Below are 14,244 nucleotides of genomic sequence, written 5' to 3'. Positions count from 1 at the left end.
AAGGAGGCATCCTCATGGATGCAGCAACGCCGACCAAGGTAGAGGACCCCCCGATCCACATCCTCTGGATCAACGCGGGGCTGAGCTGCGACGGCGACTCGGTGTCACTGACGGCAGCGATGCAGCCCAGCATCGAAGAGATCGTGATGGGCGTACTGCCCGGCCTGCCCAAGATCGCCGTGCACTGGCCGCTCATCGACTTCGAGTGCGGTCCCGTCGGCGGCGCGGACACGTTCATCGAGTGGTTCTTCAAGGGCGAGCGCGGCGAGATCGACCCCTTCGTGCTGGTCGTCGAGGGATCGATCCCGAACGAGAAGATCAAGCCCGAGGGCTACTGGTGCGGCTTCGGCGACGACCCGGAGACCGGCCAGCCCATCACCACCAGCGAGTGGATCGACCGGCTGGCGCCCAAGGCCCTGGCCGTCGTGGCCATCGGCACCTGCGCCACGTACGGCGGCATCCACGCCATGGAGGGCAATCCGACCGGCGCCATGGGCGTGCCCGATTACCTGGGCTGGGACTGGAAGTCCCACGCCGGCATCCCCATCGTGTGCGTGCCGGGCTGCCCGATCCAGCCGGACAACTTCTCCGAGACCCTCACCTACCTGCTCTACCAGGCCGCCGGCTCGGCCCCGATGATCCCGCTCGACGACAAGCTGCGCCCCACCTGGCTGTTCGGCGCCACCGTCCACGAGGGCTGCGACCGGGCCGGCTACTACGAGCAGGGCCAGTTCGCGGAGACGTACGACTCCCCGAAGTGCCTGGTCAAGCTGGGCTGCTGGGGGCCCGTGGTCAAGTGCAACGTCCCCAAGCGCGGCTGGATGAACGGCATCGGCGGCTGCCCCAACGTCGGCGGCATCTGCATCGCGTGCACCATGCCGGGCTTCCCCGACAAGTTCATGCCCTTCATGGACGAGCCTCCCGGCGCCAAGGTGTCGGCCACCGCCAGCGGGATCTACGGCGCGGTGATCCGCAAGCTCCGGGCGGTCACGGGACACACCGTGGACCAGGAGCCCAAGTGGCGCCACACCGGCGGAAGCCTCACCACCGGCTACCGCCCCCCGTGGTGACCGGCCTCCACGCGCCCCGCGCGCGGGTCCGCCGGGCCGCACGCGCGTAGGACCGAAACCCGCAGCACCCCCTCAGCCCCCGCACCGAAGAAGGGTCACGGCAGACACGATGGCACCGAAGACGAAGGCGGCCGGAGACGGCAGCGGCCTGGTGGAGATGGCCTGGGATCCGATCACCCGGATCGTGGGCAGCCTCGGCATCCACACGAAGATCGACTTCAAGCAGAAGCGCGTGGCGGAGTGCTACAGCACCTCGTCGGTCTTCCGCGGCTACAGCGTCTTCATGCGCGGCAAGGACCCCCGCGACGCGCACTTCATCACCAGCCGCATCTGCGGGATCTGCGGCGACAACCACGCCACCTGTTCCGTCTACGCCCAGAACATGGCCTACGGCGTGAAGCCCCCGCACCTCGCCGAGTGGATCATCAACCTGGGCGAGTCGGCGGAGTACATGTTCGACCACAACATCTTCCAGGAGAACCTGGTCGGGGTCGACTACTGCGAGAAGATGGTCCGCGAGACCAACCCCGGCGTCCTGGAACTGGCCGAGCGCACACCGTCCCCGCACGCCGGGGAACACGGCTACAAGACCATCGCCGACATCATGCGCTCGCTCAACCCCATCGAGGGCGAGTTCTACCGCGAGGCCCTCCAGGTCAGCCGCTACACCCGGGAGATGTTCTGCCTGATGGAGGGACGCCACGTGCACCCCTCCACCCTCTACCCGGGGGGCGTCGGCACGATCGCCTCCGTCCAGCTCTTCACGGACTACATGAGCCGCCTCATGCGGTACTGCGAGTTCATGAAGCGCGTCGTGCCGCTCCACGACGACCTCTTCGACTTCTTCTACGAGGCCCTGCCCGGGTACGAGGAGGTCGGCCGCCGGCGCGTCCTGCTCGGCTGCTGGGGCGCGCTCAACGACCCCGAGTACTGCGACTTCACGTACGCCAACATGACCGACTGGGGACGGAAGATGTTCGTCACCCCCGGCGTGGTGGTGGACGGCAAGCTGGTCACCAACGACCTCACCGAGATCAACCTCGGCATCCGGATCCTGCTCGGCAGCTCGTACTACGACGACTGGCAGGGCCAGGAGCAGTTCGTCCGGCAGGACCCGCTGGGCAACCCGGTCGACCCCCGCCACCCGTGGAACCAGCACACCATCCCGGCCCCGCAGAAGCGCAACTTCGACGACAAGTACAGCTGGGTGATGTCCCCGCGCTGGTTCGACGGCAAGGACCACCTCGCGCTCGACACCGGCGGCGGCCCCATCGCCCGCCTGTGGTCCACCGCCCTGTCCGGGCTGGTCCACACCGACTACGTCCAGGCCACCGGCCACAGCGTGGTCATCACCCTGCCGCGCACGATGACCAAGCCCGAGACCCGCTTCGAGTGGAAGATCCCGAAGTGGAGCAACGCGCTGGAGCGCAACCGCGCCCGCACGTACTTCCAGGCGTACGCCGCCGCCATCGCGCTGCACTGCGCGGAGAAGGGCCTGGCCGAGGTCCGCGCCGGACGCACCCAGACCTGGGAGAAGTTCGAGGTTCCGGACGAGGGCCTGGGCGTCGGCTTCACCGAGGCGGTCCGCGGCGTCCTGTCGCACCACATGGTGATCCGCGACGGCAAGATCGCCAACTACCACCCGTACCCGCCGACCCCGTGGAACGCCAGCACCCGCGACACCTTCGGCACGCCCGGCCCGTACGAGGACGCGGTGCAGAACACGCCCATCTTCGAGGAGAACACCCCGGAGAACTTCAAGGGCATCGACATCATGCGCGCGGTGCGCAGCTTCGACCCCTGTCTGCCCTGCGGCGTCCACATGTACGTCGGCGGCGGCCAGACGGTCAAGCAGATGCACGTCCCCACGGGCCTGAGCGGACTGGGCGGATGAGCGCCCCCACCGCCCCCACCGCCCCCACCGCCGACGCCCGGGAGGCGGGCCGGCGGGTCGAGGAGGTCCTCGACCGGCTGGCCGCCACCGGCGACCGGGAGGTGTGCGCCGCCGCCGAGGAACTGGTGCGCGTACTCATGGACTTCTACGGCGCCGGCCTCGCGGGCATCACCGCACGGCTCGACGACGAGGCGCTCGCGGGACTGCTCGACGACGGGCTCGTGTCGAGCCTGCTCGCCCTGCACGACCTGCACCCCGAGGACGTACACGCCCGGATCGCCCGCGCCCTGGCCGCCGTACGGGAACCCGTGGAACTGCTCGGCTTCGACGAGGCCACCGGCACGCTCCGGCTCCGCTCCACCGCGAGCGGCGGCTGCGGCTGCGGCAGCACCCAGGACGGCGGCCGCGCGGCCGTCGAGGACGCGCTGGCCTCCTTCGCGCCCGAGGTCACCTCGGTCGTCCTGGAGCCCGCCCCGGCCCCGCAGCAGCCCCTGCTCCAGATCGGCGTCCGCCCGCACACCCCGGCGCAGGTCTCGTGAGCGCGCCCCGGGGCTGGGCGCCGCCCGCGGCGCGCACGGGCGGGCCGCGCGGCCTGCGCCGGTTCACCGGACCGCGGGCCCCCCGCCCGGAGGCCTGCGAACTGTGCGGGGTGGCCGTGGCCGAAGAGGGGCACCGCCACCTGGTCGAGACGCAGAAGCGGGCCCTGGTCTGCGCCTGCACCGCGTGCGCCCTGCTGTTCGACCGCCCGGGCACGGCGACCGGGCGGTACCGCGCGGTCCCGGACCGCTACCTCCGCGACCCCGGCCACCGGATCGACGACGCGGCCTGGGAGCTCCTCCAGATCCCGGTCAGCGTCGCGTTCTTCTTCCGCAACGCCGCCCTCGACCGGCTCGTCGCGCTCTACCCCAGCCCGGCCGGAGCCACCGAGAGCGAACTCGACCCCGCCACCTGGCAGAGCGCCCTCGGCGGGAGCAGCCTCGCCGGCCTGCTCGAACCGGACGTCGAGGCGCTGCTGCTCAGGCGGGCCGAGGGACGCACCGACTGCTACCTGGTGCCGATCGACATCTGCTACGAACTGGTGGGACGCATGCGGCTGTTGTGGCAGGGCTTCGACGGCGGGGCCGAGGCGCGCGCCGCCCTGCGGACCTTCTTCGAACAGGTCGAGCGGCGCGCCAAGGTCCCGGCGGGGGAGGGGCGCCCGTGACGGACTTCGGCTTCACCTGCACCGGCGTACGGGCGGACCCGTACGCCGCCGGGCCCACGCTCGTCTTCCGGCTGGCCATCACCGCGGGCACCGAGGCCGCCCCGACCCGGGTGCACGCGCTCGCGCTCCGCTGCCAGATCCGCATCGAACCGGCCCGGCGCGGCTACGGGCCCACCGAAGCCGAGGGCCTGGCCGACCTGTTCGGGGAACGCTCCCGGTGGGGCAACACCCTCCTGCCGGTGCAGTTCGCGCAGGTCGCGCTCATGGTGCCCAGCTTCACCGGATCCACCGAGATCGACCTGGTCGTGCCCTGCACCTACGACATGGACATCGCCGCGAGCCGCTACCTCAGCGCCCTGAAGGACGGCGAGGCACCCCTGCTCATGCTGTTCTCCGGCACGGCCTTCACCGGCTCCGGCGGCTTCCACGTCGAGCCCGTCCCGTGGGACCGCGAAGCCTCGTACCGGATGCCGGCGGCCGTCTGGCACGAGATGGTCGAGCAGCACTTCCCGGGCTGCGGCTGGCTCCGGCTGCCCCGCGACACCATGGACGAACTGCTCGCCTACCGCTCCCGGCACGCCCTGGCCTCCTGGGAGGCGACCGTGCGCGCCCTGCTCGACGCGGCGGCGGTCCCGGCCGTGGTCCCGGACGCGAAACCCTCACCGCAGGAGCGCTTCCGGGCAGGCGCCGTACCGCCGCGCACCGCCCCGGAGAGGACGGCGGCGCCATGACCACAGGTATGACCGCGACGACGGCGACCACCGCGACGACGGCGCAGGCCGCGCTCGCAGCCCGCTTCGAGGCCGCCCGGCAGGTGGCCGACGCCGTCCTCTTCGAGGGGTACGTCCTCTACCCCTACCGGGCCTCGGCCGCCAAGAACCGGCTGCGCTGGCAGTTCGGCGTCCTCGTGCCGCCCGCCTGGGGCCCCGCCCACGAGGAGCACTGCCTCCAGCAGACCGAGATCCTGATGGAGCCCAAGGGGCGGGCATCGCTCGCCGTCGAGCTGCGCTTCCTGCACGCCCAGCGGCGGACCGTCCAACAGGCCCTGGACAACGGGTCGTTCACCGAGGTCGCCGAACTGCACCTCGACGACCGCGTGCTCGTCCCCTGGGACGAGGGCGCCGAGGAACGCGTCGAACTGACCGTCGACGTCGCCGAGCTGGCGGGCGAGGGCATCTCCCTCCCCTTCACCCGGCCCGCCCGCGAGGAGACCGAGGACGTCCACGACGCCGACGGCCGCACCGTCGGCCGCCTGCTGCGGCGCACCGAGGAGATCAGCGGAGCCGTCCGGCTGCGCGCGAGCGAACTCGACTGCGCCTACCGGGCGTGGAAGCTCACCGCGGTGGTGGAGAACACCAGCGGATGGACCCCCGGCACGGACGCCGACCGCGACGCCGCCCTGCCCCGCTCGCTCGTCGCCGCGCACCTCCTGCTCGGCCTCAGCGCCGGCTCCTTCCTGTCCATGACCGACCCGCCCGAGTGGGCCAAGGGCGCGGTCGCCTCCTGCGTCAACCGGCACACCTGGCCCGTGCTGGCAGGCGAACCCGGCCGGACCGACGTGGTGCTCTCCTCCCCGATCATCCTGGAGGACCACCCCGGCATCGCCCCCGAGAGCATCGGGGCGATGTACGACGCCACCGAGATCGACGAGATCCTCGCGCTGCGCACCGCGGCCCTGACCGACCAGGAGAAGCGCGAGGCACGCGGCACCGACCCGCGGGCCGCCGCCGTGATCGACCTGGCCGACACGATGCCCCCCGAGGTGCTCGAACGCCTCCACGGAGCGGTACGGGCGCTGCGCGAGATCACCGACCCGGGCACCCCGCCCGACGCCCCGACCGGGCTGGAACCCTTCGACGGCCAGGCCGTGTTCAAGCCGGACACGCCCTGGTGGGACCCCGCGCACGCGGACCCCGTCGACCCCGCCCGGGACCGCGTCCTCGTCGACGGCGTCCCGGTCGGCGCGGGCAGCCGCGTCCTGCTGCGGCCGGGCCTGCGGCGCACCGACGCCCAGGACCTGTTCCTCCACGGCCGCGCCGCCGAGGTCGAGGCCGTCCTGCACGACGTCGACGGGGGCGTGCACCTCGCCGTCACGGTGGAGGGGGACCCGGGCGCCGACATCCGGCGCGAACAGGGCAGGTTCCTCTACTTCCAGCCCGACGAGGTCGCCCCGCTGGAGGACCCGTGACCGGCGGAACACTGATCGCGGGGATCGGCAACGTCTTCCTCGGTGACGACGGCTTCGGCGTGGAGGCGGTGCGCGCCCTGGCCGCGCACCGACTGCCCGACCACGTCGAGGTGGTGGACTTCGGAGTACGCGGAGTCCACCTCGCCTACCAGCTGCTCGACGGCTACGACACGCTGGTCCTGGTCGACGCCACCGCCCGCGGGGGCGCCCCGGGCACGCTGTACCTCATCGAGCCCGACGGGAGCGGCCCGGCCGGGAACGCCGTGCTCGACGGGCACCACATGTCCCCCGACGCGGTGCTGGCCCTGCTGGGCACCCTGTGTGCCGGGACGGGCGGCACCCCGCCCCGGCGCGTCCTGGTCCTCGGCTGCGAACCCGCCTCCGTCGAGGAGGGCATGGGCCTCAGCGCGCCGGTGGCCGCCGCGGTACCCGAAGCCGTACGGATGCTCGTGGGACTGGCACGGGAAGACCTGGTGACAACGGAGGAGAGAACCCCATGAAGAAGGCAGCCCTCTGCGGTGTGTTCGTCGCCGCCCTGCTCTCGGTGGCCGCGCTCGTGGCCCCCGACGTCAGGCGCTACCTCCACATGCGCAGGATGTGACACCACCCCGGACCGGATCCCGGATCCCGGACCGCACCCCGCACGCCCCGGCGCCCGAATGGGCTACGGGGCGTGCGGCGCGTCGGCGTGCCCGACCGCGCCGCACCCCGCCTGCAGGTCTAATGAGGCCCGGCAGGACGGAGTCCGATGCACGAGATGTCGATCGCCATGGCCGTGGTGAGCCAGGTGGAAGAGGCGGCCGAGGCCGGCGGGGCGAGGGTGGTGACCTCGGTCCGGCTCCAGGTCGGTCAGCTGGCCGGAGTGGTGCCCGACGCACTCGCCTTCTGTTTCGAACTGGCCTGCGCCGGGACCGTCCTCGAAGGCGCCGAGCTCGTCACCGAGTCCGTGGCGGCCCGCGCGCACTGCCGTTCCTGTACGGACGACTGGGCGGTCGGCATGCCGCCCGCGCTGTGCTGCCCCGGGTGCGGCAAGGCCACCGACGTCGAGCTGACCACGGGCCGCGAGCTGCAGATCCTCAGCGTGAACTGGGAGGACGGCCCCGCCCCCGCGCGCAACCGCCAACCGATCTCCGAGGAGCACTGAACCATGTGCCGAGTCGTCGACCTGAAGCAAGCCGTCCTGGCCAAGAACGACGCGGCCGCGCACACCCTGCGCGCCGAGCTCACCGCACGCGGCACCACGGTCGTCAACCTGCTCTCCAGCCCGGGAAGCGGCAAGACCGCGCTGCTGGAACGCGAGCTGGTCCTCGCCCGGGAGCGCGGAGTACCCGTCGCTGCCCTGACCGCCGACCTGGCCACCGAGAACGACGCGGTACGGCTGGCCCGTTCCGGCGTACCCGTCAAGCAGGTGCTGACGGACGGGCTGTGCCACCTGGAGGCCCGGATGCTGAGCCGGCACCTGGACGGATGGATGCCGCAGGACACCCGGCTGCTCTTCGTGGAGAACGTCGGCAATCTGGTCTGCCCGGCCTCCTACGACCTCGGCGAGTCGCTGAGGGTGGTCCTCGCATCCGTGACCGAGGGCGAGGACAAGCCCCTGAAGTACCCGACCGCCTTCGGGCTCGCCCACCTGGTGGTGGTCACCAAGACCGATATCGCGCAGGCCGTCGAGTTCGACGAGGACGCCTTCCGGGCGCACGTCCAGCAGGTCAACCCCGGGGTGGAAGTGGTCCTCACGTCCGCCCGCGCGGGCGAGGGCGTGGGCGCCCTGCTCGACCGGGCCATGGCGGTCGGGGCGGGTGCGGCGGTGCACACCCCGGTCATGGCGGGGCAGGACCACGGCCACCACCACGGCCCGCACGACGACCACGATCACGAGCATGGTCACGACCACGACCACGACCACGACCACGAGCATGGTCACGACCACGACCACGTGCGTCCGCAGCCGCACGCCGACGCCGCCCTGGGCCGGTCCCGCTGATGGAGGCGGTGCAGCGCCGCCGGGTGACCGTCCGGGGTGTCGTCCAGGGCGTCGGATTCCGCCCGTACGTCTACACCCGGGCCACCGCGCTCGGCCTGGCCGGGCATGTCACCAACACCTCCGAAGGCGTGGTCGCGGAAGTGGAGGGCGCATCGGCGGCGGTCTCGGAGTTCTGCGAACGGCTGGCCGCCTGCGCCCCGCCGCTGGCCGTCGTCGACGCCGTCGACCACTGCGAGGTCCCCCTCGCGGGCGGCACCGGGTTCACCATCGTCGCCTCCAGGAACGGGGGTCCCGCCCGTACGCTCGTCTCCCCGGACGTGGCCACCTGCGCCGACTGCCTCCGCGAGCTCGCCGACCCGGCCGACCGGCGCCACCGCCACCCCTTCATCACCTGTACGCACTGCGGGCCCCGCTTCACCATCGTCACCGGGCTGCCGTACGACCGGGCCCACACCACGATGGCCCCCTTCCCGATGTGCCCGGACTGCGCCCGGGAGTACACCGACCCCGCCGACCGCCGCTTCCACGCCCAGCCCGTCGCCTGCCCCGCCTGCGGACCCCGGCTGCGGCTGCTCGCCGGAACCCCGCCCGGGGAGGTGACGGACACCGACCCGGTGGCCGAGGCCCGCCGGCTCCTGGCGGCCGGGGCGATCCTCGCGGTGAAGGGCCTGGGCGGCTACCACCTCGCCTGCGACGCCGAGAACGCCGCGGCGGTGGCCGAGCTGCGCCGCCGCAAGGCCCGCGGGGACAAGCCCTTCGCCGTGATGGCCCGGGACCTCGACGACATCGCACCCCTGGTCCATGCCGGCCCCGAGGAGCGCGGCCTGCTCACCGGCGCCGTCCGCCCCATCGTCCTGCTGCGCCGCCGCACCGCGGCCTCCGGGCCGCACGGCGTCGCCCCCGGCAGCCCCGACCTCGGCGTGATGCTCCCGTACACCCCCGTGCACCATCTGCTGCTCGGCCTGCCGGGCGACCCTCCCGGACCGCGGCTGCTCGTCATGACCAGCGGCAACCTGTCGGGCGAGCCCATCGTCACCGACGACGCCGAGGCCCTGCAGCGGCTCGGCCGCCTGGCCGACGCCTGGCTCACGCACGACCGGCCCATCCACGTACCGTGCGACGACTCCGTGGTGCGGGTCTGCGACGGCGAGCAGCTGACCGTACGGCGCTCGCGCGGCTACGCGCCGCTGCCGCTGGAACTCCCGCTGCCGGTACCCGCGGCGCTGGCCGTCGGGGGAGACCTGAAGAACGCCTTCTGCCTGGGCGAGGGCCGCCGGGCCTGGCTGTCCGCCCACATCGGGGACATGGACGACCTCGCCACGCAGTTCGCCTTCGAGGGCGCCGTGGAGCAGTTGCAGAGCATCACCGGAGTCACCCCCGCCCTGCTCGCGGCCGACCGGCACCCCGGCTACCGCTCCGGCCGGTGGGCCGTGCGCAACGCCGGGTCCCGCCCGCTGGTCCGCGTCCAGCACCACCACGCGCACGTCGCGGCCGCCATGGCCGAACACGGCCTCGCCGGCGACCGCCGGGTGATCGGCGTCGCGTTCGACGGCACCGGCTACGGCGACGACGGTGCGGTGTGGGGCGGGGAGTTCCTCATCGCAGGCTACGCGGGCCACACCCGGTTCGCGCACCTCGGGTACGTCCCGCTGCCGGGCGGTGACGCCGCGGTGCGGCGCCCGTACCGGATGGCCCTGTCCCACCTGTGGGCCGCGGGCCTCGAACCGTCCCCGGACCTGCCCTGCACGGCGGCCTGCCCGCCCGATGAACTGCGTGTGCTGGAAGCCCAGTTGCGCAAGAACCTGAACTGCGTCCCCACCTCCAGCATGGGCCGCCTCTTCGACGCGGTGTCCTCCCTGGCCGGCGTCTGCCACCACGCCGGCTACGAGGCCCAGGCCGCCATCGAGCTGGAGGCCGCCGCCCACACCGCCACCGGACCCGTCCCGGCCGGCGCGTACGCCTTCGCCCTGCGCCCCGCGGAGGGCGGGGGGCCGGACGCCCCGGTCGCCGCCGACCCGGGCCCGCTGCTCGCGGCCGTCGTGGCCGACGTACGCGCGGGAGCGGCGCCCTCGCTGATCGCCCTCCGCTTCCACGCCGCCGTCGCCGACCTGGTGGCCGAGGTGTGCGCCGCGGCGCGGGAGCGGCACGACCTGGACACCGTCGCCCTCACGGGCGGGGTGTTCGCCAACACCCTGCTCTCCTCGGCCTGCGCCGCGAAGCTGCGGGCGTACGGCTTCACGGTACTGCGGCACCGCCGGGTCCCCCCGAACGACGGGGGGCTGGCACTAGGACAGCTCATGGTGGCGGCAGCCCGCGCCACCGAACACCCACAGCGAGGAGAAGCCCATGTGCCTGGCGGTACCCGGCAGAGTGCTTGAGATCGCGGAGGAGAACGGCACCCGCATGGCGACCGTCGACTTCGGCGGAGTCGTCAAGGAGGTGTGCCTGGAGTACCTGCCGGACCTCCAGGTGGGCGAGTACGCCATCGTGCACGTCGGCTTCGCGCTCCAGCGCCTGGACGAGGAGTCGGCCAAGCAGACCCTCGAACTCTTCGCGCAACTGGGCATGCTCCAGGAGGAGTTCGGCGACCCCTGGGAGCAGGCGGCGGAGGCGGGCGGAGCGCCCTGGCCCTTCGAAGAGGAGACACCGGCGACCGCGGACCAGGCCGCCGGCGAGCACGTACCGCAGGAGGCGGGCCAGTGAAGTACATCGACGAGTTCCAGGACCCCGCACTCGCCCGCCGGATCCTCGACGACATCCACTCCACCGTCACCCGCCCCTGGGCGCTGATGGAGGTGTGCGGCGGCCAGACCCACACCATCATCCGGCACGGCATCGACCAACTCCTCCCCGAACAGGTCGAGTTGATCCACGGCCCGGGCTGCCCCGTGTGCGTCACCCCGCTGGAGGTCATCGACAAGGCCCTGGAGATCGCCTCCCGCCCCGACGTGATCTTCTGCTCCTTCGGGGACATGCTCCGCGTCCCGGGCACCGGCCGGGACCTCTTCCAGGTCCGCAGCGAGGGCGGTGACGTACGGGTCGTCTACTCCCCGCTCGACGCCCTCAAGATCGCCCGGCAGAACCCGCGGAAGGAGGTCGTCTTCTTCGGGATCGGCTTCGAGACCACCGCACCGCCCAACGCCATGACGGTGCACCAGGCGAAGAAGCACGGCATCCCCAACTTCAGCCTGCTCGTCTCCCACGTACGGGTCCCCCCGGCGATCGAGGCGATCATGCAGTCGCCGAGCTGCCGGGTCCAGGCGTTCCTCGCCGCCGGGCACGTGTGCAGCGTGATGGGCATGGGGGAGTACCCGGAACTGGCCGCGAAGTACCGCGTCCCGATCGTGGTGACCGGCTTCGAGCCGCTGGACATCCTGGAAGGCGTACGGCGCACCGTACGGCAGCTGGAACGCGGTGAGCACACCGTCGACAACGCCTACGCGCGCGCCGTCCGGCCCGAAGGCAATCCGGCCGCCCTCGCCATGCTGGAGGACGTCTTCGAGGTCACCGACCGGGCCTGGCGCGGTATCGGCGTCATCCCCGACAGCGGCTGGCGCCTGTCCGCCCGCTACCGCGACTTCGACGCCGAACACCGCTTCGCGGTCACCGGCATCACCACCCGCGAGCCGGCCGAGTGCCGCAGCGGCGAGGTCCTCCAGGGCCTGCTCAAGCCGAACGAGTGCGAGGCCTTCGGCACCACCTGTACGCCGCGCAACCCGCTCGGAGCGACCATGGTCTCCAGCGAGGGCGCGTGCGCCGCGTACTACCTCTACCGGCGGCTCGAACTCACGCCGGCCCGTACCGTACCCACCGCACAGACCGCGCCGCTGGAGGCGAGCCCCGTTGCCTGAGCCCACCACCCTGGACGTCGCCGGCTGGACCTGCCCGGCCCCCCTGCGGGACCGCCCCCGCGTGGTGATGGGCCACGGCGGCGGGGGCGCGCTCTCCGCCGAACTGGTCCAGCACGTCTTCGCCCCCGCGTTCGGCGGCGAGGTACTGGCCCAGCTGGGCGACTCCGCCGCCGTCTCGCTCGGCGGCGCCCGACTCGCCTTCTCCACCGACTCCTACGTGGTGCGGCCGCTGTTCTTCCCCGGCGGCAGCATCGGCGACCTCGCGGTCAACGGCACCGTCAACGACCTGGCGATGAGCGGCGCCCGGGCCGCCTACCTCTCCTGCGGCTTCATCCTCGAAGAGGGCGTCGAGGTGTCCGTGGTGGCGCGGGTGGCACAGGCCCTCGGCGCGGCCGCACGCGCGGCGGGCGTCGAGGTGGCGACCGGCGACACCAAGGTCGTCGAGTCCGGTCACGGCGACGGCATCTACGTCAACACGGCGGGCATCGGCCTCATCCCGGACGGCGTCGACCTGCGCCCGCAGCGCGTCGTACCCGGTGACGTCGTGATCGTCAGCGGTGAGATCGGGCTGCACGGCGTGGCCATCATGAGCGTGCGCGAGGGCCTGGAGTTCGGGGTGGACGTCGAGAGCGACTGCGCGGCGCTCGGCGGCCTCGTGGACACCATGCTCGCGGTCACCCCCGACCTCCACGTGCTGCGCGACCCCACCCGCGGTGGACTGGCCGCCGCGCTCAACGAGATCGCGGCCGCCTCCGGAACGGGCGTGGTCATCCAGGAGGGCAGGGTCCCCGTCCCCGACGCGGTCGGCAACGCCTGCGCGATCCTCGGCCTCGACCCCCTGTACGTGGCGAACGAGGGCAAGCTGGTCGCCTTCGTACCGCGCGAGCACGCCGACGCCGTCCTCGACGCGATGCGCGCCCACCCGCTGGGCCGCCGGGCGGCCGTGATCGGCGAAGCGGTGGAGGCCCACCCCGGGCTCGTCGTCGCCCGTACGGGCCTGGGGGGCACACGCGTCGTGGACCTGCCGATCGGGGAGCAGCTGCCGCGGATCTGCTGATGCCGCTCATCCCGTTGGGCCCGCGTCGGAAGGAGCAGGTGCCCGTATGACGTTCGAGCATCCCGCCGAGAAGAGCGAGGAGGGGGAGGTCGGCCGGTTCGAGAGGTTCGCCGAGCTCGCCTCCAACTTCACGAGCTCGGCGGTCTTCTTCATGCTGTGCGTGGCCCTGGTGGCCAACGTCGTGGTCGTGCACTTCCTCCACCTGTCCGAGAGCTGGCAGCACCTGGCGGGCGACGCGGTGTCCTCGGTGGCCCTGCTCCTGCTGGCCCTGCTGAAGAACTCCGAACGGCGCACGGAGCACGCCATCCAGCGCAAGCTCGACGCGATCGCGGCCGCCCTGCTGGAAGACCACTCGGGCCGGCCGGGGGAGGCCTACGAGAATTTGGAGAAGGCCATCAGGATGGAGGACCGCCAGTAGTCCGGGCCGCGTCCGGGCCGTCGCCGGAGTCGGCCCCGGCCTCGGCGGACATGGCCGCGCTGCGGCGGCCGACGACGTAGGTCGCTCCGGCCGCGCTGAGCGCGAACGCCAGCAGCAGGACGGCCGGCCGGTCCAGCCGGTGGCGGGTGAAGTGGTCGGCCGAGTAGCGTCCGGGCCCGCAGACCCCGAGCGCGGCCGCCACGTAGCCGAGGAAGGCGGGGTACTCGAACCCGCCGCCCTGGGCGAAGAACCCCGCTGGGGCGTGCACCGAAACGGCCCCCGCCATGGCTCCGGCCGCGGCGGCGCCGGCCGCCGGGGTGGCGAGCCCCAGCGCGAGCAGCGCGCCGCCGCCCGCCTCGCCGAGTCCGGCCGCGACGGCGCTCGGCTTCCCGGGGCTGAAGCCCATGTGCTCCATCGCCCTGGCCGTGCCCTCGATACCGCCGCCGCCGAACCAGCCGAAGAGCTTCTGGGCGCCGTGGGCCATCAGGACCCCACCCGCTCCCAGCCGCAGGGCGAGCAGTCCGAGGTCCTTGCGCTGGGCGATGTCCATGGGGAGAGACCCTTCCGTGGCGTGGGGC

Annotated in this window: 16 protein-coding genes; 15 read left to right on the top strand and 1 reads right to left on the bottom strand. The window is 72.8% G+C overall.

All coding sequences use genetic code 11. From position 1 onward, the window contains the following. The first annotated feature begins 14 nt into the window (after nt 1-14). The 15 genes from ACZ4TG_RS10300 (at nt 15) to ACZ4TG_RS10230 (ending at nt 13,666) form a co-directional block, all read left to right on the top strand. Complete coding sequence (locus tag ACZ4TG_RS10300) at nt 15-1,070, top strand: NADH-quinone oxidoreductase subunit B family protein (RefSeq protein ID WP_468161201.1); 1,056 nt, start codon at nt 15-17, stop codon at nt 1,068-1,070. Nucleotides 1,071-1,179: 109 nt separating this feature from the next. Continuing rightward, on the top strand, nt 1,180-2,964 hold the full coding sequence (locus ACZ4TG_RS10295) for a nickel-dependent hydrogenase large subunit (RefSeq protein ID WP_468161200.1): 1,785 nt from the start codon (nt 1,180-1,182) through the stop codon (nt 2,962-2,964). Continuing rightward, a complete protein-coding gene (locus ACZ4TG_RS10290) occupies nt 2,961-3,503 on the top strand; it encodes a hypothetical protein (RefSeq protein WP_468161199.1) in 543 nt (180 codons plus the stop codon). The genes ACZ4TG_RS10295 and ACZ4TG_RS10290 overlap by 4 nt, the downstream gene beginning before the upstream one ends. Further along, nucleotides 3,500-4,168: a DUF5947 family protein gene (locus ACZ4TG_RS10285; RefSeq protein ID WP_468161198.1), complete on the top strand. Its 669-nt coding sequence runs from the start codon at nt 3,500-3,502 to the stop codon at nt 4,166-4,168. The genes ACZ4TG_RS10290 and ACZ4TG_RS10285 overlap by 4 nt, the downstream gene beginning before the upstream one ends. Then, nucleotides 4,165-4,899 (top strand): DUF6084 family protein, encoded by a 735-nt coding sequence (locus ACZ4TG_RS10280; RefSeq protein ID WP_468161197.1) that lies wholly within the window; start codon nt 4,165-4,167, stop codon nt 4,897-4,899. The genes ACZ4TG_RS10285 and ACZ4TG_RS10280 overlap by 4 nt, the downstream gene beginning before the upstream one ends. Before the next feature lie 8 nt (nt 4,900-4,907). Beyond that, nucleotides 4,908-6,356 carry a hypothetical protein gene (locus ACZ4TG_RS10275; RefSeq protein ID WP_468161476.1) on the top strand — a complete coding sequence of 483 codons (1,449 nt, stop codon included), beginning with the start codon at nt 4,908-4,910 and terminating at the stop codon, nt 6,354-6,356. Then, nucleotides 6,353-6,856, top strand: a complete 504-nt coding sequence (locus ACZ4TG_RS10270; protein ID WP_468161196.1) for a hydrogenase maturation protease — start codon at nt 6,353-6,355, stop codon at nt 6,854-6,856. Before ACZ4TG_RS10275 ends, ACZ4TG_RS10270 begins: the two co-directional genes overlap by 4 nt. After that, on the top strand, nt 6,853-6,957 hold the full coding sequence (locus ACZ4TG_RS10265) for a DUF6893 family small protein (RefSeq protein WP_468161195.1): 105 nt from the start codon (nt 6,853-6,855) through the stop codon (nt 6,955-6,957). The genes ACZ4TG_RS10270 and ACZ4TG_RS10265 overlap by 4 nt, the downstream gene beginning before the upstream one ends. A 147-nt stretch (nt 6,958-7,104) precedes the next feature. Then, nucleotides 7,105-7,500, top strand: a complete 396-nt coding sequence (hypA, locus tag ACZ4TG_RS10260) for a hydrogenase maturation nickel metallochaperone HypA (RefSeq protein WP_468161194.1) — start codon at nt 7,105-7,107, stop codon at nt 7,498-7,500. Between the two features lie 3 nt (nt 7,501-7,503). Further along, complete coding sequence (gene hypB, locus ACZ4TG_RS10255; RefSeq protein ID WP_468161193.1) at nt 7,504-8,340, top strand: hydrogenase nickel incorporation protein HypB; 837 nt, start codon at nt 7,504-7,506, stop codon at nt 8,338-8,340. Continuing rightward, on the top strand, nt 8,340-10,718 hold the full coding sequence (gene hypF / locus ACZ4TG_RS10250; protein ID WP_468161192.1) for a carbamoyltransferase HypF: 2,379 nt from the start codon (nt 8,340-8,342) through the stop codon (nt 10,716-10,718). The genes hypB and hypF overlap by 1 nt, the downstream gene beginning before the upstream one ends. Further along, on the top strand, nt 10,687-11,043 hold the full coding sequence (locus ACZ4TG_RS10245) for a HypC/HybG/HupF family hydrogenase formation chaperone (RefSeq protein WP_468161191.1): 357 nt from the start codon (nt 10,687-10,689) through the stop codon (nt 11,041-11,043). The genes hypF and ACZ4TG_RS10245 overlap by 32 nt, the downstream gene beginning before the upstream one ends. Continuing rightward, nucleotides 11,040-12,191 (top strand): hydrogenase formation protein HypD, encoded by a 1,152-nt coding sequence (hypD, locus tag ACZ4TG_RS10240; protein WP_468161190.1) that lies wholly within the window; start codon nt 11,040-11,042, stop codon nt 12,189-12,191. Before ACZ4TG_RS10245 ends, hypD begins: the two co-directional genes overlap by 4 nt. Before the next feature lie 67 nt (nt 12,192-12,258). Further along, nucleotides 12,259-13,248: a hydrogenase expression/formation protein HypE gene (hypE, locus tag ACZ4TG_RS10235; RefSeq protein ID WP_468161474.1), complete on the top strand. Its 990-nt coding sequence runs from the start codon at nt 12,259-12,261 to the stop codon at nt 13,246-13,248. 46 nt (nt 13,249-13,294) lie between these two features. Beyond that, nucleotides 13,295-13,666, top strand: coding sequence for a low affinity iron permease family protein (locus ACZ4TG_RS10230; protein ID WP_468161189.1), 372 nt, complete (start codon nt 13,295-13,297; stop codon nt 13,664-13,666). Here the strand turns inward: ACZ4TG_RS10230 and ACZ4TG_RS10225 are convergent. After that, complete coding sequence (locus ACZ4TG_RS10225) at nt 13,644-14,216, bottom strand: DoxX family membrane protein (RefSeq protein WP_468161188.1); 573 nt, start codon at nt 14,214-14,216, stop codon at nt 13,644-13,646. The two genes, ACZ4TG_RS10230 and ACZ4TG_RS10225, sit on opposite strands and share 23 nt — an antisense overlap. Nucleotides 14,217-14,244: the final 28 nt, after the last annotated feature.

The organism is Streptomyces sp. NPDC028314, from assembly GCF_055565795.1.
Note: the sequence above shows the minus strand (reverse complement) of the source record. Positions and strands in the feature narration are given on the sequence as shown.